The organism is Frondihabitans australicus, assembly GCF_003634555.1.
Taxonomy (GTDB): Bacteria; Actinomycetota; Actinomycetes; order Actinomycetales; family Microbacteriaceae; genus Frondihabitans; species Frondihabitans australicus.
The window spans coordinates 1,212,362-1,231,378 of record NZ_RBKS01000001.1 but is presented as its reverse complement, the minus strand read 5'-3'; the positions used below and the strand labels follow the sequence as shown (position 1 = coordinate 1,231,378).

General features: G+C 69.9%; 15 protein-coding genes. 7 read left to right on the top strand and 8 right to left on the bottom strand.

The features are described from left to right. Positions 1-29 precede the first annotated feature (29 nt). Positions 30-2,498: a DNA gyrase/topoisomerase IV subunit A gene (locus C8E83_RS05625; protein ID WP_121368820.1), complete on the top strand. Its 2,469-nt coding sequence runs from the start codon at positions 30-32 to the stop codon at positions 2,496-2,498. Between the two features lie 82 nt (positions 2,499-2,580). On the opposite strand, the gene C8E83_RS05620 is transcribed toward C8E83_RS05625, so the two are convergent. Together C8E83_RS05620 and C8E83_RS05615 are read right to left on the bottom strand one after the other, a co-directional pair. After that, positions 2,581-3,717 carry an acyl-CoA dehydrogenase family protein gene (locus C8E83_RS05620; RefSeq protein WP_121368819.1) on the bottom strand — a complete coding sequence of 379 codons (1,137 nt, stop codon included), beginning with the start codon at positions 3,715-3,717 and terminating at the stop codon, positions 2,581-2,583. Positions 3,718-3,777: 60 nt separating this feature from the next. After that, on the bottom strand, positions 3,778-5,898 hold the full coding sequence (locus C8E83_RS05615) for a DNA gyrase/topoisomerase IV subunit B (protein ID WP_121368818.1): 2,121 nt from the start codon (positions 5,896-5,898) through the stop codon (positions 3,778-3,780). A gap of 265 nt (positions 5,899-6,163) precedes the next feature. Here C8E83_RS05615 and C8E83_RS05610 point away from each other — a divergent pair, with 265 nt between their 5' ends. Further along, positions 6,164-6,391 (top strand): DUF7455 domain-containing protein, encoded by a 228-nt coding sequence (locus C8E83_RS05610; protein WP_121368817.1) that lies wholly within the window; start codon positions 6,164-6,166, stop codon positions 6,389-6,391. Between the two features lie 94 nt (positions 6,392-6,485). Further along, the gene (locus C8E83_RS05605) at positions 6,486-6,782 is read left to right on the top strand and encodes a DUF1905 domain-containing protein (protein WP_121368816.1); all 297 of its coding nucleotides are present in this window, start codon (positions 6,486-6,488) and stop codon (positions 6,780-6,782) included. Positions 6,783-6,873: 91 nt separating this feature from the next. Here the strand turns inward: C8E83_RS05605 and C8E83_RS05600 are convergent, their stop codons facing one another. The 4 genes from C8E83_RS05600 to C8E83_RS05585 all read right to left on the bottom strand — a co-directional run bounded on the left by C8E83_RS05600 (position 6,874) and on the right by C8E83_RS05585 (position 11,491). Then, entirely contained in the window at positions 6,874-7,620 is a 747-nt protein-coding gene (locus C8E83_RS05600) for a type 1 glutamine amidotransferase (RefSeq protein WP_121368815.1), read from the bottom strand. Then, positions 7,617-8,882: a MurT ligase domain-containing protein gene (locus C8E83_RS05595; RefSeq protein WP_121368814.1), complete on the bottom strand. Its 1,266-nt coding sequence runs from the start codon at positions 8,880-8,882 to the stop codon at positions 7,617-7,619. Before C8E83_RS05595 ends, C8E83_RS05600 begins: the two co-directional genes overlap by 4 nt. Before the next feature lie 42 nt (positions 8,883-8,924). After that, positions 8,925-10,268 (bottom strand): RNA polymerase sigma factor, encoded by a 1,344-nt coding sequence (locus C8E83_RS05590; protein WP_121368813.1) that lies wholly within the window; start codon positions 10,266-10,268, stop codon positions 8,925-8,927. Between the two features lie 296 nt (positions 10,269-10,564). Then, positions 10,565-11,491 carry a proteasome assembly chaperone family protein gene (locus C8E83_RS05585; RefSeq protein ID WP_121368812.1) on the bottom strand — a complete coding sequence of 309 codons (927 nt, stop codon included), beginning with the start codon at positions 11,489-11,491 and terminating at the stop codon, positions 10,565-10,567. A gap of 118 nt (positions 11,492-11,609) precedes the next feature. On the opposite strand from C8E83_RS05585, the gene C8E83_RS05580 reads away from it, so the two are divergent. The 3 genes from C8E83_RS05580 to sucB all read left to right on the top strand — a co-directional run bounded on the left by C8E83_RS05580 (position 11,610) and on the right by sucB (position 16,267). Then, the gene (locus C8E83_RS05580; RefSeq protein WP_121368811.1) at positions 11,610-13,106 is read left to right on the top strand and encodes a leucyl aminopeptidase; all 1,497 of its coding nucleotides are present in this window, start codon (positions 11,610-11,612) and stop codon (positions 13,104-13,106) included. Positions 13,107-13,297: 191 nt separating this feature from the next. Beyond that, positions 13,298-14,671 (top strand): dihydrolipoyl dehydrogenase, encoded by a 1,374-nt coding sequence (gene lpdA, locus C8E83_RS05575; protein ID WP_121368810.1) that lies wholly within the window; start codon positions 13,298-13,300, stop codon positions 14,669-14,671. A gap of 84 nt (positions 14,672-14,755) precedes the next feature. After that, positions 14,756-16,267: a 2-oxoglutarate dehydrogenase, E2 component, dihydrolipoamide succinyltransferase gene (gene sucB / locus C8E83_RS05570; protein ID WP_121368809.1), complete on the top strand. Its 1,512-nt coding sequence runs from the start codon at positions 14,756-14,758 to the stop codon at positions 16,265-16,267. Between the two features lie 6 nt (positions 16,268-16,273). Here the strand turns inward: sucB and C8E83_RS05565 are convergent, their stop codons facing one another. Beyond that, the gene (locus tag C8E83_RS05565) at positions 16,274-17,647 is read right to left on the bottom strand and encodes a serine/threonine-protein kinase (protein WP_121368808.1); all 1,374 of its coding nucleotides are present in this window, start codon (positions 17,645-17,647) and stop codon (positions 16,274-16,276) included. A 124-nt stretch (positions 17,648-17,771) separates the two neighbouring features. Between C8E83_RS05565 and C8E83_RS05560 the strand changes: the two genes are divergently transcribed. Beyond that, positions 17,772-18,494: a DUF4191 domain-containing protein gene (locus C8E83_RS05560; RefSeq protein WP_121371760.1), complete on the top strand. Its 723-nt coding sequence runs from the start codon at positions 17,772-17,774 to the stop codon at positions 18,492-18,494. 91 nt (positions 18,495-18,585) lie between these two features. Here C8E83_RS05560 and C8E83_RS05555 read toward each other — a convergent pair whose 3' ends face one another. Continuing rightward, a complete protein-coding gene (locus tag C8E83_RS05555; protein WP_121368807.1) occupies positions 18,586-19,014 on the bottom strand; it encodes an RDD family protein in 429 nt (142 codons plus the stop codon). Positions 19,015-19,017 lie beyond the last annotated feature (3 nt).

Sequence of the window (19,017 nt, the reverse complement as noted above, 5' to 3'; positions counted from 1 at the left end):
GCCGGGTGTCGGCGGCGGAACGGCGGGACATGACCACGACCGACATCACGGGCGGCAGCGGAGCCTTCGACGGCGAGCGGATCGAGGAGATCGACGTCTCCGCCGAGATGCAGGGCTCGTTCCTCGAATACGCCTACTCGGTCATCTACTCGCGCGCCCTGCCCGACGCCCGCGACGGCCTCAAGCCGGTGCAGCGCCGGATCCTGTACCAGATGTCCGAGATGGGGCTACGGCCCGACCGCGGCCACGTGAAGAGCGCCCGCGTCACCGGCGAGGTGATGGGCAAGCTCCACCCGCACGGCGACTCGGCGATCTACGACGCCCTGGTGCGCCTCGCGCAGGACTTCACCATGCGGCTGCCCACGGTCGACGGGCACGGCAACTTCGGCTCTCTGGACGACCCGCCCGCGGCTGCCCGGTACACCGAGGTGCGACTGGCTCCTGCGGCCCTCGCCATGGTCGAGGGCATCGGCGAAGACGTCGTCGACTTCGTGCCTAACTACGACAACCAGCTCATGCAGCCTGACGTGCTGCCGAGCGCGTTCCCGAACCTCCTCGTCAACGGCGGCTCGGGCATCGCCGTCGGCATGGCGACCAACATGGCCCCGCACAACCTCATCGAGGTCATCGGCGCGGCCCGCCACCTGATCGACCACCCCGACGCCTCGCTCGACGACCTCATGGCCTTCATCCCCGGGCCCGACCTGCCCACCGGCGGCACCATCGCCGGCCTCGCCGGCGTGCGCGACGCCTACGCCGCGGGCCGCGGCTCGTTCAAGACCCGCGCCCGCGTGTCGATCGAGAACCTCACGGCGCGCAAGAAGGGCCTCGTCTTCACCGAGCTGCCCTACATGATCGGCCCCGAGAAGGTCATCGAGAAGATCAAGGACGGCGTCAACGCCAAGAAGCTGACGGGCATCTCCGACGTCAACGACTTCAGCGACCGCCACCACGGCATGCGCCTCATCGTCGAGATCAAGACGGGCTTCAGCCCCGAGGCGGTCCTCGAGCAGCTGTACCGGCACACTCCGCTCGAAGACGGCTTCTCGATCAACAACGTGGCGCTCGTCGACGGCCAGCCGCGGACTCTGGGCCTCAAGGAGCTCCTCGAGGTCTACGTCGCCCACCGCATCGACGTCGTCACGAGGCGCAGTCGGTACCGCCTCCAGCGCCGCGAGGACCGCCTGCACCTGGTCGAGGGCCTCCTCATCGCCATCGTCGACATCGACGAGGTGATTCAGGTCATCCGCACGAGCGACGACTCCGACGCGGCCAAGACGCGCCTGCGCCAGGTGTTCGACCTCTCCGACCTGCAGGCCGAGTACATCCTCGAGCTGCGCCTGCGCCGCCTCACCCGGTTCAGCCGCATCGAGCTCGAGAACGAGCGCGACGAGCTCAACGCCGCGATCGCCGAGCTGCGCGAGCTGCTGGCCGACGGCGCGAAGCTGCGGGCCCTCGTCTCCACCGAGCTGGAGGACATCGCCGACACGTACGGCACTCCCCGGCGCACCCTGCTCACGGAGGCTGCGCCGTCGGTCGCATCGACGTCGAAGCGGTCGGCGCCCGTTCTCGAGGTCGCGGATGCGCCGACGAGGGTGTATCTGTCGACGACGGGTCGGATCCTGCGCGTCGATCTGCCCTCAGCCGATTCCGATGGGTCGGCCGTCGTCGTGCCCTCCAGGCGCACCAAGCACGACGCCATCCGGTCGGCGCTCACGACCACCACGCGGGCCGAGATCGGGGCCGTGACCACTGCCGGGCGCCTCATCCGGTTCAGCCCGGTCGACGTGCCCGCCGCTCCCCCGACCTCGGTGCAGCTCGGCGCGGGTGTGCCGATCAAGGACTACCTCGGCGTGCTCGCGACGGGCGAGAAGGTGCTGGCGCTGGTGTCGCTCGACGCCGACCTGCCGCTCGCGCTCGGCACCGCACAGGGCGTCGTCAAGCGGGTCACGCCGGGTGCCTGGCCGTCCAAGCCCGACTTCCCGGTGATCGCGCTGAAGCCCGGCGACTCGCTGGTCGGCGCGGCGCAGGGCCCCGACTCCGACGAGCTCGTCTTCATCACCTCGACCACGCAGCTGCTGCGGTTCTCCGCGTCGCTGGTGCGCCCGCAGGGCCCGGCGGGCGGCGGCGTGGCCGGCATCTCTCTGGGCGCAGGAGCAGCGGTCATCTTCTTCGGGGCCGTCGCCGACACCGCCGACGCCGTCGTCGCCACCATCTCGACCTCGGCGTCGACGATCGCGGGTGCCGACCCCGGCCGTGCCAAGGTGTCGGCGTTCGGCGACTATCCCGCCAAGGGGCGTGCGACCGGCGGGGTGAGGGCGCACGCGCTTCTGAAGGGCGAGGACTCCCTGTCGGTCGCGTGGGTCGGCCTCGCGCCGCCCCTCGCCGTGGCGGCTGACGGCGGCGTGCGCGCCCTGCCGACGGCGCTGTCGCGGCGCGACGCCTCCGGCGCCCCGCTCGACACGGTCGTCGGCTCGATCGGCGCCGCGGTCTCCTAGCGACCCTCTGTTGCGACACAACGCGACACCCGCGACGCCGTGGAGCGTCGCGGGTGTCGCGTTGTGTCGCGGAGGAGGTGAGTCAGAGGCCGAGGCCGCGCGCGACGATCTCGCGCTGCACCTCGTTCGCCCCGCCGTAGATCGTCGGCGCGATCGCGGTGCGCAGCTGCTGCTCCATGCCGAACTCCGATCCGTAGCCGTATCCGCCCATCAGCTGCACGGCCTCGAGCGTCGTCTTCTTGAAGGTCTCGGAGCCCTTGAGCTTCGCCATCGACGCCTCGAAGTTCAGGGCGTCCTCCTCCCCCAGGTCGATCCGCTCGGCGACGTCGTAGACGAACGACCGCAGCACCGCGATCTCGGTCGCGAGGTCGGCGATCCGGTGCGCCACCGCCTGCTTCTTCGAGAGCGGCTTGCCGAACTGCACCCGCGTGGTGACGTGCGCGACGAGCTGGTCGAGGGCGCGCTGGGAGGCGCCCACGCACATGGCGCCGATGATGAGACGTTCGACCGCGAGACCTCGGCCGAGGTGCCGCCAGGCCTCGCCCACCTGGCCGACCACCGCTGCTCCTGCGACCCGGACCTCGTCGAGGAAGACGTCGTTGACCATGTGCGCCCCCATGGTCGGGATCGCGCGGATCGTCACGCCCGGCGCGTCGGCGGGCACCATGAGCAGCGTGAGCCCGTCGTGCCGCACACCGGTGTCGTCGGTGCGGGTGAGGACGAGCAGATGGCGGGCGAGGTGGGCGAACGAGATCCAGGTCTTGCGGCCCGAGATGACCCAGTCGTCGCCGTCGCGTCGCGCGGTGGTCTGCGCCGACGCCAGGTCGCTGCCGGCCTCGGGTTCGGTGAACGAGATCGACTCGGCGTGGCCATGCCGCAGCGACTCGACGATCGTGCGTCGATGGGTCGCATCGCCGAAACGCAGGTACGACTGCGCGGCCGTCAGGGCCGTCGAGTAGGCCATGAGAGGCACGCCCGTGCGGGCCGTCTCCTCCAGGAGCAGGCACTCCTCGACGAACGAACGCCCGGCGCCGCCGTCCGCCTCGGGCAGCGACACCCCGAGAAGGTCGCGCTCGGCGAAAGCCGTGGCGGCCTCCTCGCTGTGCAGCAGCGAGTCGTTGGCGGTCAGCCGCCGCCGGGCCGCCTCGTCGGGCACGAGCGACGCGCACAGCTCGCGCACGGCGTCGCGATACGCGATCTGGGTGGGTGTGAGGCGCATGACTCTCCCGGGTGGTGCTGCGGCTGATGCCGAATCTGGTGCTGCGGCCGTGGCCGCGGGCTACGTGTCGATTCTCTCGCGCGTGAGGTCGTTCGCCCCGTCGATGATGAAGTCCTTGCGGGGTGCGACGTCGTTGCCCATGAGCAGCTCGAACACGCGGCCAGCGTTCTCGGCGTCCTCGACCTTCACCCGTCGCAGGAGCCGCCCGGTGCGGTCCATCGTCGTGGTGGCGAGCTGCTCGGCGTCCATCTCGCCGAGGCCCTTGTAGCGCTGGATCGGATCCTGGTATTTCTTGCCCGACTTGCGAAGGCCCGCCAGGACTCCCTGGAGCTCTTGCTCGGAGTAGGTGTAGATCGTCTCGTTCGGCTTCGACCCGGGGTTCTGGACGACGACGCGGTGAAGCGGCGGGACGGCGGCGAACACGCGCCCGGACTCGATCATCGGGCGCATGTAGCGGAAGAAGAGCGTCAGCAGGAGCGTGCGGATGTGCGCGCCGTCGACGTCGGCGTCGCTCATGATGATGACCTTGCCGTAGCGGGCCTGGTCGAGGTCGAACGACCGCCCGGATCCTGCGCCGATGACCTGGATGATCGACGCGCACTCGAGGTTCGAGAGCATGTCGCTGACCGAGGCCTTCTGCACGTTGAGGATCTTGCCGCGGATCGGCAGGAGCGCCTGGTACTCGCTGTTGCGGGCCGCACGCGCGGTGCCGAGGGCCGAGTCGCCCTCGACGATGAACAGCTCGGTCGAGGCGACGTCGTTCGAGCGGCAGTCGACGAGCTTCGCGGGGAGCGACGACGACTCGAGGGCGTTCTTGCGTCGCTGCGTCTCCTTGTGGGCGCGGGCGGCGATGCGCGACTTCATCTCGGCGACGATCTTGTCGAGGAGCGCTGCGGTCTGGGTCTTGTCGTCGCGCTTCGACGATGCGTAGAGCGCGGCCATGCCGTCGCCCACGACCTTCGCGACGATCGCGCGGACGGCGGGCGTGCCCAGCACCTCTTTCGTCTGGCCCTCGAACTGCGGCTCGGGCAGGCGCACCGTCAGGACGGCGGTGAGGCCCGCCATGATGTCGTCCTTCTCGAGCTTGTCGTTGCCGGCCTTGAGCCTGCGGGCGTTCTGGTCGACCTGCTGCTTGAGGAACTTGAGCAGCCCCTGGTCGAAGCCGGCCTGGTGCGAGCCGCCCTTCGGCGTGGCGATGATGTTGACGAAGCTCCGTGTGACGGTCTCGTAGCCCTCGCCCCAGCGCAGGGCGATGTCGACCTCGCACTCGCGCTTGACCTCGGTCGACACCATGTGGCCCTTGTCGTCGAGCACGGGAACGGTCTCGGTGTAGTGGCCGGTGCCGGTGAGCCGCCAGGTGTCGGTCAGCGCGCGGTCGGGTGCGAGGTGGTCGACGAACTCCGAGATGCCGCCCTCGTACGAGAAGACGCTCTCGATGGCCTGGCCGTCTTCGCTGAGGGCGATGCTGGCCGGTCGCTCGTCGCGGATCCGGATCGTGAGGCCCGGCACCAGGAAGGCGGTCTGCTGCGCGCGCGCCACCAGGTCTTCGGTCGAGAAGGCGGCGCCCTTGGTGAAGATCTGCCGGTCGGCCCAGTAGCGCACCCGTGTGCCTGTGACGCCCTTCGCGACCTTGCCGGTCACCCGCAGCGTCGAGTCCTGCTCGAACGGAGCGAAGGCTGCATCAGGATGCGGGTCGCTCGCGTCGACGTCGGCGAAGGTCCCGGGCTCGCCCCGGTGGAACGACATCGAGTGCGTTTTCCCGCCGCGGTCGACGCTCACGTCGAGCCGCTCGCTGAGTGCGTTCACGACCGACGCGCCGACACCGTGGAGCCCGCCCGACGCCGCGTACGAGCCGCCGCCGAATTTGCCGCCGGCGTGCAGCTTGGTGAAGACCACCTCGACGCCGGTGAGCCCGGTCTTCGGTTCGATGTCGACCGGGATGCCGCGGGCGGTGTCGCGCACCTCGACGCTGTCGTCGGCGTGCAGGATCACGTCGATCGACGTGCCGAACCCGCCGAGAGCCTCGTCGACGGCGTTGTCGATGATCTCCCAGAGGCAGTGCATGAGGCCGCGCGAGTCGGTCGAGCCGATGTACATACCGGGCCGCTTGCGGACGGCCTCGAGGCCTTCGAGCACCGAGAGGTGCCGCGCGGAGTAGCTGTCGGGCGTGGTGGTGGCCACGGTTCTCCTTCGGTGATTCTGCGGTGTGCGTACGGTTCGCTCAGAGGAACGATGCAGGGCACACGACCACTTCAGGATACGAGGGTCTTCGCCTGCTCCTGCGCCCGACACCCCCGCAGAAACACGGGGTTCACCGGCGCTCGAACTGGGGGCGTCGATTCGCGTACGCGGCCAGCGAAATCCGGCCAAATGACGCGCGATCGAAACAGTGCTGTGTTTTCATTGGTGTCTAGAACCCGCGCACCACCGATTGGAGGAGCATCACATGACTCAGATGGCCACCCACCACGACGCCGTCGACGAGCTCGGCTCCCGCTACCAGCTGACCGCGGCAGATCGCTGCGATTCCTGCGGAGCCCAGGCTTACATCCGGGCGACCATGGCATCGGGCGAACTTCTCTTCTGCGCCCACCACGGCGCGAAGTTCAAAGAGAAGCTGCAGCCGAACGCGCTCGAGTGGCTCGACGAGACCGCCAAGCTCAGCGCCCACTAGGCACGAGGCTTCGACAGACTTATCAAGAAGGCCCGCATCCCGACCCCGGGGTGCGGGCCTTCTGCCGTCCCGCCCTCGGCGTTAGCGTGAAGGCATGGAGCTGTCGTTCGAAGGAGAGGTGTGCGAGTGGCGCGGCCCGGCGCCGTTCCACTTCGTGACGGTGCCCGACGACGCCGCAGACGCGATCGCCGATGTCGCGTCGCTCGTGACCTACGGCTGGGGCATGATCCCGGTCACGCTCACGGTCGGCGACACGACCGTCACCACCTCGCTCTGGCCCAAGGACGGCGCCTACGTCGTGCCCATCAAGAAGCGGGTGCAGGATGCCGAGCGCGTCGCGATCGGCGACCGCATCGAGGTGCGCCTGACGCTCGAGGTCCGCGCCCCCTAGCCCCCCTTCCGCGCGACAAAACGCGACACCTGCGACGTCCTCGAGCGTCGCAGGTGTCGCGTTTTGTCGCAGAGCGAGCGGAGAGTCGGGGCTACATCGCCTTGAAGACGTGCTCCAGGTTCTTCTCGATGACGAGGCGCGACTGCCGGGCGAACTCGTCGAGTTTCGCGTGCAAGGCGTTCGTCTCGTAGGTGCCGCCGGTGCGAGCCAGGGCGGCGGTGAGCACGCGGTCGGTGAGCTCGGGGTTCAGCGGCAGCGCCGGGCCCTTCAGCTGCGTGCCGAACGAGGCGCCGCGCACGACACCCTCGGTGCCGTCGCCGTTGCCGCCGCCGCTGGCGACGATTCCGAACGGCGTGCCGGTCGGGCCGAGCTCGAAGCGGGTGGCGTGGTCCTCGAAGCCGAACAGCGTCAGCAGGTCGCCATCGTACGTCGTCTCGACGCGGAAGTAGTTCGCCCGCCGCTTCGCCCCGCGATGCGCAACCGCGTCGAACAGGCCCAGGCCCTCGAGGTCGGCGCCCTCGCCGGTGATGCCGTTCGACAGCAGCTCCATGCCGCCGCCGATGGCGACGATCGGGACCCCGGCGTCGGCCCAGTCGCGCAGGAGCCCCGCGAACCTCTGCGCATCCGAGTGGATGGCGCGCAGAGTCGAGAGCGGGCCGCTGCCCACGTGCACGAGATCGGGCACCGCCGCGGGGATCTCGTCGCCCGGCCGGTGCGACACGAGCTCGACCGAGTGCCCCGCGCGACGTGCGCGCTCGGCCAGCGTGACGACGTTCCCGCCGTCGCCCGAGACGCCGAGCTGCTCGGGGTAGAGCTGGAGGAGGGTGATGAGGCTCATGCGCGCTTCTCCAGGTCGGGGTAGCCGAGCATCTTGCGGGCGATCATCATCTGCTCGTAGTTGACGATGAAGTTCTTGGTCTTGTGGGAGGGCGACGGGAGGCGCTTCATCAGCTCGATCGCCTTCTCGATGTCCGGCTCGACCGTCGTGATCGGGATGCCGGCGTGCTCGAGTCGCAGGGCGATCTGCCACGCCTTCGCTCCCGAGACCACGTCGACGTGGTCGAGGTTTCCGAAGTCGACGTCGTAGATCCACGAGATGTCGGGCGTGCCCTCGTCGATGGCGAGCAGCACCTGCTCGGGCGCCGACTGCAGTGCGTCGAGATTGAGCTGCAGGCTCGCCGCGTTCTTGAACATGACGAACTCGGCCTCGTCGGAGCCGATCTTCAGTCGTTCCCCACGACCGTAGGCCGGCTTCATCGACGCGAACGCCGCCTGCGCCTTGACCTCGTCGAACTCTGCGCCGAGGGCGACGCGGGCGGTCTGGATCGCGGCGGCGGCGTCGACGGCGTAGTGCAGGCCGCGGGCCGGAAGCCGCACGTCGATCGACGCGCCGCCCAGGGCGATCGTCGCGCCGGCGGGGGTCAGAGCGGTGACCTCGGCCTGGGCGTCGAGCGCAGGAGCCGCGGCTCCTGCGCCCCGGGTGAAGTCGTTGGCGTTCTGAAGCCCGTGCGGGGCCGCCGCGACGAGTGCCGCCGAGGCGCCGAAGCGCGTGACGTCGAGCGAGGCGGACGAGAACGGGCCGATGTATTCGTCGTCGCGGTTGGTGACGACGTGCGCCGACGCGGTCGCTGCCGTGTCGGTCATCATCGCGGCGACGCGCTCGGTCTCGTAGAAGCGGTAGAGCTGGTCGACCTGCACGTTGAGCATGAGCACGGTCGACGGGTGCAGGTGCCCGGAGAGTTCGACGGCGAACGCCTCGTCGACCTCCAGCACGCCGACGTCGGCCTTCAGCCGGCCGAACAGGCTGACCTCGCTCAGGAGCGCGGAGGCGATGCCCTGCGGGAGGTTCGCCCCGGTCGGGTTCGTGAACACACGGAGCCCGTGCGCGCGCATCACGTCGGAGAGCATGTGCGTCGTGGTCGACTTGCCGTTCGAGCCGAGGACGAAGAGCACGCCGCGGTCGAACTGCCGGGTGACGTCCGTCAGGAACGACGGCAGGAGCTTGAGGACGAGGTAGCCCGGGTACGCCGACCCTCCCCCTCGGGCTCTCGCGAGAACACGGGCGAGGCGCCCGAGGAGGATCGGGAAGAAGTACTTCAAGGAATTCCTTACGTCGGCGGCAGTGTCGGCGGCGGGAGACTCTTACTCGAGGTAGTCGCGGAGCGACTGCGACCGCGACGGGTGACGCAGCTTCGCCATCGTCTTCGACTCGATCTGCCGGATCCGCTCGCGCGTCACGCCGAACGTGTCGCCGATCTGGTCGAGGGTCTTCGGCATGCCGTCGCCGAGGCCGAAGCGCATGCGGATCACGCCGGCCTCGCGCTCGGAGAGGCTGTCGAGCAGCGACTCCAGCTGCTTCTGCAGCATGGTGAAGCCCACCGCGTCGGCCGGGACGACCGCCTCGGTGTCCTCGATGAGGTCGCCGAACTCGCTGTCGCCGTCCTCGCCCAGCGGAGTGTGGAGCGAGATGGGCTCGCGGCCGTACTTCTGGACCTCGATGACCTTCTCGGGCGTCATGTCGAGCTCCCGCGACAGCTCTTCGGGCGTGGGCTCGCGACCCAGGTCTTGCAGCATCTGACGCTGGACGCGGGCCAGCTTGTTGATGACCTCGACCATGTGGACGGGGATGCGGATCGTGCGGGCCTGGTCGGCCATGGCGCGCGTGATGGCCTGACGGATCCACCACGTCGCGTACGTCGAGAACTTGAAGCCCTTCGTGTAGTCGAACTTCTCGACGGCGCGAATGAGGCCGAGGTTGCCCTCCTGGATCAGGTCGAGGAACTGCATGCCGCGGCCGGTGTAGCGCTTGGCGAGGCTCACCACGAGGCGGAGGTTCGCGCCGAGCAGGTGGCTCTTGGCGCGCTGACCGTCGCGGGCGACCCAGCGCAGCTCGCGCTCGAGCTCCTTGGAGAGGCCGGTGGAGTTCGACAGCTTGTCCTCGGCGAACAGGCCCGCCTCGATGCGCATCGCGAGCTCGACCTCTTCGGCCGCGTTGAGGAGCGCGACCTTTCCGATCTGCTTGAGGTAGTCCTTGACCGGGTCGGCCGTGGCGCCGGTGATCGTCGTCGAGTAGACGGGGATCTCGTCGTCGTCGTCCTGCGAGATGACCAGCGCACCGGTGGGCAGAACCTCGTCGGCGGCACGCGCGGCCTTGGCCTCGTCGCTCTCGTCGTCGTCGGACGCCTCGTCGGCGGACTCGTCATCGGTGGAGTCGTCGGGCGTCTCGGCGGTGTCCTCGGTCTCGACATCGGCCTCGTCGACGGCGACGTCGTCGTCCTCGTCGTCGTCCGACTTCGCCTTCTTGGAGGTCTTGGCCGGCGACGCCTTCTTGGTGGCGGCCTTCGCCGGAGCCTTCTTCGCCGCGGTCTTGGCGGCGGCGGTCTTGGTGGCGCCCGTCTTGGCGGCGGGCGCGGCGGCCGTCTCGGCGACGGCGGCCTCCTCGTCGACCTCGACGGTCGCGGTGGTGGTCTTGGTGCGAGTGGCCATGGGGTGCACCTTTCAGTCGGGCTGAGGCCGTGGTGAGCGGCACGTGTGGGCAAACCGGGGTGTGGGAGAACCTGGTGTTTGGGGCAAACCGGTGTTTTTGGGCAAACCAAGGACCCATGTCAAGCCCCCGGCGTTTCACTCGCGGGCAGGAACGGGTCCGTACGCAATTATTGCACGTCGCGAGGGTCGCCGTTTACAGAACACGTGGATCCTGGTAATGGAGAACCTGCGCGGTGCGCAATGACTACGGAAAGAAGAACGCGTGACAGGCCTCACGCATTCCCGTCGGCGGGCGATCAGCCGATGGTAGGCCCGGTCTCGTCGTCGCCCCTCCGCGAGAGGAACTTCTCCAGCTCGGCGGCGATCGCGTCGGCGCTGGGCACCTGCCCGTCGGAGCCGATGAGGGGCGACGGCAGAGGGTTCCCCTCCATGTACGTGTCGTGCCGCTTCTCCAGGGTCTCGACCAGCGAGGTGAGCTCGTGGTTGCCCTGCACCTGCTCGTCGACCTTGGCGAGGAAGTCCCGCCCCTCCTCGCGCAGACGGTCGGTCGGGAAGATGAGTCCGGTGGCGGCGCTGATGCTCGACAGGGCGGCGACCGCCGCGTCGGGGAACTCGGTGTCGGCCAGGTAGTGCGGCACGAGCAGCACGAATCCGGCGATCGGGTGCTCGGTCTTCGCGAGCGTGTACTCGAGGAGGTGGAGGGCGTTCGCAGGAGCCTGCGTGGTCGGCTTCCACACCGACAGCGACTCGATCAGGTCGACCCGGTTCCCGCTCACCGTCACGCCGAGCGGTCGCGTGTGCGGCACCGGCATGGGGATCGCCTGAACCCAGGTCGTCGTCGACACCTGGTAGCGCTCGATGAGACCGAGGACGGCGCGAGTGAACTGGCGCCAGCGGAAGTCGGGCTCGAAGCCCGAGAGGAGGAGGAACTGCTGCCCGATCTCGTCCTTCATGAGGGAGAGCGTCAGGCTCGACGCCTCGTAGTCCTCGATGTGGTCCTGGTCGAACGTGATGATCGGCCGACGGGCGCGGTAGTCGAGAAGGGTGTCGACGTCGAACGTGGCGACGACCTCGCCGTCGAGCGTGTCGAGCATGTACTGCGACAGCTGTGCGACCGTGCTGCCTGCGTCCGCGAACCCGGTGAGCCCGGCCACGAGCGGCAGACCGGCGGGGATGCCGGAGGCGGCATCGGCGAGCTCGTACAGGTCGTCAGGATCGGACATTCCTCCATGCTAGGCACCTGCTCCGCCCCGGCACGCCCGGCCGGGCGATGCTGACAGCGAACACGTGTCGGCTCGCGCGCGGAGGCGTGCGGTCGCCCGCCGTGGCTAGGCTCGGAGCATGACCGTCCCCCAGCTCTCCGTCGTCCCTGTGTCCGCTCTCGAAGCCGCCGACGTGCTCGTCGTCGGGGTCGTGCCGGGAGCGAACGGCGACGCGCCTCGGCTCCTGCGCGACGCCCCCGACCTCGCCGCGCAGCTCGTCGACCTGGGCGTCACGGGCGGCCGCGACGAGCTCACCCGTCTGCCGATCTCGGCGCTGGGCGATGCTGCGCCGTCGGGCGTGACGTCGCTGGCTCTCATCGGCCTCGGCGGCGAGCCGTCGGTCGAGACGCTCCGCTACGCCGCAGGATCCGCGGCACGCCAGCTGGCCGGCCAGCCCCGGGTCGCTCTCGCGCTCCCCGTGGCCGACGAGCCCGAGGCCCTGGCGACCCTCGAGGGCGCGGCCATCGGCGCCTACTCGTTCGACGCCTACCGCCACGCCTCGGCGAAGGACTCCAAGCCCGCGGTCGCTGAGATCGTCTTCGTGACCGACACCGCCGTGCAGGAGCAGGTGGTCGCCCGGGCGACGACCGTCGCGACAGCCGTCCACACGGTCCGCGACCTCGTGATGACGCCGCCGATCGACCTCGCCCCCGCCGATCTCGCCGACGCGGCCGTCCGCCTCGGCACCCACGACGACGTCACCGTCACCGTGCTCGCCGGCGACGAGCTGAAGGCCGGCGGCTGGGGCGGCATCATCGGCGTGGGGCAGGGCTCCGCCCGCCCGCCGCGCATGGCCAAGGTCGTCTACTCGCCGGCAGGCGCCACGAAGCACCTCGCGCTGGTCGGCAAGGGCATCACCTACGACACCGGCGGGCTCTCGCTCAAGCCCTCCGGCAGCATGCTCGGCATGAAGTACGACATGACCGGCGCCGCGACCGTCATGGCGGTCACTCTGGCAGCGGCCGAGCTGGGACTGCCGGTCAAAGTGACCGCCTGGATGTGCATCTCCGAGAACATGCTCGGCGCCGACCCGATCCGCCCCGACGACGTCCTCACCATCAAGGGCGGCACGACGGTCGAGGTGACGAACACCGACGCGGAGGGCCGACTGGTGATGGCCGACGGCCTCGTCGCAGCCAGCGAGGAGCAGCCCGACGCCATCGTGGACGTCGCCACGCTCACCGGCGCCCAGATCGTCGCACTCGGCATGCGCTACGTCGGAGTGATGGGCACCGACGACCTCGCTCCGCGCGTCGTCGAGCTCGCCGACGCCGCCGCCGAGCCGTTCTGGCGGGTGCCGCTCGCTCCCGAGCTGCGGCAGCGCCTCAAGTCGGACGTCGCCGACCTCGTCAACGCCACGCCCGGGAACTCCGCGGCGGGCATGCTCCTCGCGGGCGTCTTCCTCAAGGAGTTCGTCGGCAAGCGCGACGGCACCGACGACCTCATCCCCTGGGCTCACCTCGACATCGCGGGGCCGAGCGAGAACAAGGCGGGCGGATACGGCTTCACCACGAAGGGGGCGACGGGCATCGCGGTCCGCACGCTCATCGGGCTCGCGGAGTCTCTCGGATCCTGACGGCTCGTTCTCTCGATTCCAAGAGCGTTCGCCCTCTTCTCTCGATTCCAAGAGCGTTCGCTCTGGGCCTGGCCGCCCGGCAACAGGTGGCGTACTAGGGTAGTGGAGGCGGGAAAACCCGCTTACTTGGGAGGGCTGCGCGGCCCGACAAACGGCCGCGGCCCCCTCCGATCGCACGAAGGAGTTGCTGGGTGTCGGAACAGAATTTTGACGTCGTGGTCCTGGGCGGCGGAAGCGGAGGCTACGCGGCTGCCCTGCGGGCGAGCGAGCTCGGCTTCTCCGTCGCCCTCATCGAGAAGGACAAGGTCGGAGGCACCTGCCTCCACCGCGGCTGCATTCCGACGAAGGCCCTGCTGCACGCGGCCGAGGTGGCCGACGTGTCGCGCGAGAGCGCGAAGTACGGCGTCAACACCGACTTCCACGGCATCGACCTGGCCGGCGTGACCACCTACCGTCGCGACATCATCGACCACAAGTACAAGGGACTCCAGGGTCTCGTGAAGGCCCGCGGCATCACCACGATCACCGGTGCCGGGCGCCTCACCTCGCCGTCGACCGTGCAGGTGGGCGACGACACGATCACGGGCAAGAACATCATCCTCGCGACCGGCTCATACTCGCGCAGCCTGCCCGGCCTCGAGATCGGCGGCAGGGTCATCACGAGCGAGCACGCCCTCGAGCTCGACTACATCCCGAACCGCGTCGCCATCCTCGGCGGCGGCGTGATCGGCGTCGAGTTCGCCAGCGTCTGGAAGAGCTTCGGCTCCGACGTGCAGATCATCGAGGCGCTCCCCCACCTCGTCCCGAACGAGGAGGAGTCGATCTCCAAGTCGTTCGAGCGCGCGTTCAAGAAGCGCGGCATCAAGTTCTCGCTCGGCATCCGCTTCCAGTCGGTCACGCAGAGCGACGAGGGCGTCCACGTCACGCTCGAAGACGGCCAGACCTTCGACGCCGACATCCTCCTGGTCGCGGTCGGGCGCGGCCCGGTCACGCAGGACCTCGGCTACGAAGAGGTCGGCATCACGATGGACCGCGGCTTCGTCATCACGAACGAGCGCCTCGAGACGAGCGTGCCCGGAGTCTACGCAGTCGGCGACATCGTCCCCGGCCTCCAGCTCGCGCACCGCTCGTTCCAGCAGGGCATCTTCGTCGCGGAAGAGATCGCGGGCCAGTCGCCCATCGTCATCGAAGACGCGAACATCCCGAAGGTCACCTACTCCGACCCCGAGGTCGCGTCGGTCGGACTCACGACGGCCAAGGCGACCGAGAAGTACGGCGCCGACAAGATCTCGTCGTACGACTACAACCTCGCGGGCAACGGCAAGTCGTCGATCCTCGGCACCTCCGGCTCGATCAAGGTCGTCCGCCTCAACGACGGCCCCGTCATCGGCGTCCACATGATCGGCGCGCGCGTCGGCGAGCTCATCGGCGAGGCCCAGCTCACCGTGAACTGGGAGGCCTACCCCGAAGACGTGGCCTCGCTGATCCACGCGCACCCCACCCAGAACGAAGCGATCGGCGAGGCGATGCTGGCACTGGCCGGCAAGCCCCTCCACGCCATGTAGCAGCCCAGCGGCCCGCAGCGCATCGCTGCGGGCCGCCGGTTCACCTCCCACCACCATTAGTTTTTGCAAGAAGGAGTCCCCCTGATGAGCGAATCCGTCAACCTCCCGGCACTCGGCGAGAGTGTCACCGAGGGCACGGTCACCCGCTGGCTCAAGAACGTCGGCGACCGCGTCGAGGTCGACGAGCCCCTGCTCGAAGTCTCGACCGACAAAGTCGACACCGAGATCCCCTCGCCGATCGCCGGCGTGATCGAGGAGATCCTCGTCCCCGAGGACGAAACCGTCGAGGTCGGCACCCCGCTCGTCAAGATCGGCGACGGCTCCGGTGCCGGCGCGTCCGAGGAGCCCGACGCCCCGCAGGCCGAGGAGGCCCCCGCAGCCGAGCCCGAGGCCGACGAGACCTCCGGCGAGTCGGCGGCCACGCCCGAGCCCGCCGCCGAGGTGCCGTCCGACGCCGCTCCCGCTCCGGAGGAGGCAGCACCCGCCGCTCCCCCGGCTCCTGCGCCTGCGGTCGACCCGGCTCCCGCGGCTGCTCCGGCCGCTACCCCGGCTCCCGCCGCCGCACCGGCCCCGGCTGCTGCTCCGGCTCCCGCCGCCGCTCCTGCCCCGGCCGCCGCTCCGGTCCCGGCCGCCGCTCCGGCCCCGGCCGCGTCGGCTCCTGCCGCCGGTGGCCCCGTCGGCTACGTCACGCCGCTCGTCCGAAAGCTCGCCAACGAGCAGGGCGTCGACCTGTCGACGGTCGCCGGCTCGGGCGTCGGAGGCCGCATCCGCAAGGAGGACGTCCTCGAGGCTGCCGCCAAGGCCGCCAGCACCCCCGCCGCGTCGGGCTCGGCTGCTCCTGCCACCGCATCGACGGCGTACGTGCCGCTCGAGGACTCCCCGCTCCGCGGCACCACGGTGCCGATGACCCGCCTCCGCAAGGTCGTCGCCCAGCGCGCCGTCGAGTCGATGCAGCAGACCGCTCAGCTCACGAGCGTCGTCGAGGTCGACGTCACGAAGGTGGCTGCGCTCCGCGACCGCGTCAAGGGCGAGTTCCAGCAGAAGACGGGCAACAAGCTCTCCTTCCTGCCCTTCTTCACCCTCGCGGCAGCCGAGGCGCTCCGGGCCTACCCGAAGCTGAACGCGACCGTCGACGGCGACTCGATCGTCTACCCCGACCACGAGAACATCGCGATGGCGGTCGACACCGAGCGCGGCCTGCTCACCCCGGTCGTGAAGGACGCCTCGGCGCTCAACATCGCCGAGCTCGCCGCCTCGATCGCCGACCTGGCCGGCCGCACCCGCGACAACAAGCTCACGCCCGACGAGCTCTCGGGCGGCACCTTCACGGTGACCAACACCGGGTCGCGCGGCGCGCTGTTCGACACGCCGGTCGTGTTCCTGCCGCAGGTCGCCATCCTCGGCACCGGCATCGTGGTGAAGAAGCCGGTCGTGATCACGGCCGACGGCTCGGACTCGATCGCGATCCGTTGGATGGTGTACCTCGCCCTTTCGTACGACCACCGCATCGTCGACGGCGCCGACGCCGCCCGCTTCCTCGTCGCGGTGAAGAACCGTCTCGAGGGCGGCGACTTCGCCGGCAAGCTCGGCATCTAGCACACGTCACGGGGCGTCCACCGAGATGCTCCTCAGGCGCCAACCGGCCTCCGTCTTCGTCATGAGGACGGAGGCCGGTTCGTCGTCCGGGGTGGTCCGTGCGTCGTAGAGCACCGCACCGCCGAGACGGTTGACCACGTCGCCCGCGACGAGTCCGACCGCGACCGTGCCGAGGCGAGACGGATCGTCGACCGCCGCACGATCGGCATCCGACGCCGGCGACCCCGCCTCGTCGACTCCCGCGAGGCAGTCGGTGTCGAGTTCATGCAGACACGCAGCCCTTAGCCGCAGGAGCAGGCGGAACGCCGCGTCGGCATCGTCGCCCGCCAGCACGGCCTTGTCGCCCGACACCGGATCCGTCGCCCGGGCGGTCTCCCCCGGGCCGGAAGTCGGTGCCGTGCCGGAAGTCTCCCCCGTTCGTGAAGTCGGTGCCGTGCCGGGAGTCGGTGCCGTGCCGGCAGTCGACGCCGGGCCCGCCGACGGCGGCGCCGGATCGCGGCCCGACCCGGCGAGAAGCGACAGCGCGCCGACGCAGGAGGCGACGACGATGCCGCAGGTGACCCAGACGCGCGGACGGATGGTGCGCAGGCTGTCGAGGATCCTGCGCCCTACCGCGTCGAGCCGCCGTCGGAGCTCCGGACCCTGGGACGGTGGTTCGAGGGCGTGACCGTCCCCCTCCCCGCCGGTGTCGAGGGCGACCGCGACCCTGGTGAGCGGGGTCGGCTCGGCCAGGGCGAAGACGACCTCGACGAGCTCGTCGAGTTCGGGTGGTGGCTCGGCCGACAGCGCATCGGCCAGGCCGTCACGGTCGACGCCAGGGCTCAGGTGCTGGGTAACGTCGGCGACCAGTCGTCGACCGGCAGCGGCGGCGCCCCCTGCGGTTCGCCACAGGCGCTCCGGCCCGGATGCCGCAGCTGCCCGAAGCGAGGCGACGATCGGAGCCCCTCGCGCGTCGAACAGCACGTCGTCGAGTGTCACACCGCTCGCCAGATCGACCAATCGGTCGAGCCCGCGGCGTTCGAGGTGGACGAGCGCGCGCAGGAGCGGGATCAGCAGCGTCACGGCCTCGCCCGCCGGAAGAGCCCCTCGCGCCGCGAGCCAGCGCCGTGCGGTGATCGTCGAGAGGCGAGGCAGCAGGATTCCGAGCCGCCGACCGTCGTCGACGAGACCGCGCAGCGACGCGAGATGAGCGTGGTCGACGCAGGCGAGCGCACTCGCCTCGGCGAGAGCTCGACGGCGAGAGTCGGGCCCGTGCCACGTCTTCACCACGGTCGCCTCGTGCGCGGCGTCGACGGGTGACAGCTCGTGGGGCAGCCACTCGGCGACCTCGCACGAAGGCCCGTCGGCGAGAGTCCGCCCGCGTTCTCCTGCGTTCTTCATGGCGCGAGTCTGGCCCGAGCGGCGGGCGCGGTCGTCCGGGCGGCGGGCTCACCCGGGGACAACTCCGCTCAGGGCGGACCTGGGGAGGCCTCATTGCGTCCGGGAAGCCCGTACCATGGTCAGCATGGCACGCAGCAAGTCGCCGGAGAACGCTTCGGCACCCGAGAAAGAGCCCGGTCGCATCAAGCAGATGTACCAGGTCTTCACCATGACCCGTCGGTACGACCCGACGTCGATCTGGTGGATGATCGCGTCGTTCGTCGTCCCCGTGATCGTGGGCGTCGTCCTCGGCCTCGTGCTGGGCGGCGGTCACATCCTGAACCTGGTGCTCTACATCATCGTCGGCGTCCTCGCCGGCGTGCTGCTCTTCATGATCGTGCTGGGCCGCCTCGCCGAGCGCGCCGCCTACTCTCAGATCGCGGGTCAGCCGGGTGCCGTCGGCGCCGTCTTCAAGAGCGGCCTGCGTCGGCAGTGGCGCGCGAGCGAGATGCCCGTGGCCGTCAACGGCCGCAACCAGGCCGCCGTCTACCGCGCCGTGGGCCGTCCGGGGGTCGTGCTCGTGACCGAGGGGACGAAGGGCGCCACGGCGAAGATCGTCGACGAGGAGCGCCGCAAGGTCGCGCGCATCCTGCCCGGTGTTCCGATCACCGTGCTGAGCGTCGGAGCCGGCGACGACGAGTCGATCCCGCTCCACAAGCTCGGCGGCCGAATGAACAAGATCAAGAACGCCATCGGCAAGACCGAGGTGCTGGCCGTCGCGAACCGCCTCGAGTCGCTCGGCCAGAACAAGCTGCCGATCCCGAAGGGCGTCGATCCCATGCGCATGCGCTCGGGCCGCCCGCGCTGATCGCGAGCGACCCCACGCGTGACACGAACGCCGCCGACCACGTGGTCGGCGGCGTTCGTCGTCGAACCGGCGACGCTCTGCACCACGAGTGTCAGACGCGCACCAGGAACGTGTCGACCGCACGGTCGTGGAGACCGCGCTGATCGCGGTCGTAGATGACCGCCGGGACGACCAGGCAGAGCAGGAAGGTCCGGATCAGCGGCTTCCACCACGCCAGGGCTCCGCCGCGGGCGGGCACGAGGCGCAGCCGAACGACGAGGTGGCCGACGCTGCCGCCGAGCGTCATCAGGAAGATGCACTGCATGACGAAGAAGACGCCCAGCGTGGCGAAGCCGTTGTAGTGCAGGAACGCGGAGGAGATCACCACGGCGATCAGCCAGTCGATGCAGATCGCCACGAGGCGCCGGCCGAAGCGGGCGATCGACCGGACACCGGTCTGAGGGAGCCCGAGATCGTGGCCCGGCCACGGCGGCTTCTCTCGCGGCGCGTCGGGAAGCTGCGGCGGGGTGGTGCTCGACATGCC

Excerpts from the sequence above, each read along its gene's own strand:
- C8E83_RS05605 (WP_121368816.1), top strand. The coding sequence starts at position 6,486 with ATGGAGCTGTCGTTCGAAGGAGAGGTGTGCGAGTGGCGCGGCCCGGCG.
- C8E83_RS05585 (WP_121368812.1), bottom strand. The coding sequence starts at position 11,491 with ATGTCCGATCCTGACGACCTGTACGAGCTCGCCGATGCCGCCTCCGGC.
- C8E83_RS05590 (WP_121368813.1), bottom strand. The coding sequence starts at position 10,268 with ATGGCCACTCGCACCAAGACCACCACCGCGACCGTCGAGGTCGACGAG.
- C8E83_RS05600 (WP_121368815.1), bottom strand. The coding sequence starts at position 7,620 with ATGAGCCTCATCACCCTCCTCCAGCTCTACCCCGAGCAGCTCGGCGTC.
- C8E83_RS05560 (WP_121371760.1), top strand. The coding sequence starts at position 17,772 with ATGGCACGCAGCAAGTCGCCGGAGAACGCTTCGGCACCCGAGAAAGAG.
- sucB (WP_121368809.1), top strand. The coding sequence starts at position 14,756 with ATGAGCGAATCCGTCAACCTCCCGGCACTCGGCGAGAGTGTCACCGAG.
- C8E83_RS05625 (WP_121368820.1), top strand. The coding sequence starts at position 30 with ATGACCACGACCGACATCACGGGCGGCAGCGGAGCCTTCGACGGCGAG.
- C8E83_RS05580 (WP_121368811.1), top strand. The coding sequence starts at position 11,610 with ATGACCGTCCCCCAGCTCTCCGTCGTCCCTGTGTCCGCTCTCGAAGCC.
- C8E83_RS05565 (WP_121368808.1), bottom strand. The coding sequence starts at position 17,647 with ATGAAGAACGCAGGAGAACGCGGGCGGACTCTCGCCGACGGGCCTTCG.
- C8E83_RS05610 (WP_121368817.1), top strand. The coding sequence starts at position 6,164 with ATGACTCAGATGGCCACCCACCACGACGCCGTCGACGAGCTCGGCTCC.
- C8E83_RS05555 (WP_121368807.1), bottom strand. The coding sequence starts at position 19,014 with ATGTCGAGCACCACCCCGCCGCAGCTTCCCGACGCGCCGCGAGAGAAG.
- C8E83_RS05620 (WP_121368819.1), bottom strand. The coding sequence starts at position 3,717 with ATGCGCCTCACACCCACCCAGATCGCGTATCGCGACGCCGTGCGCGAG.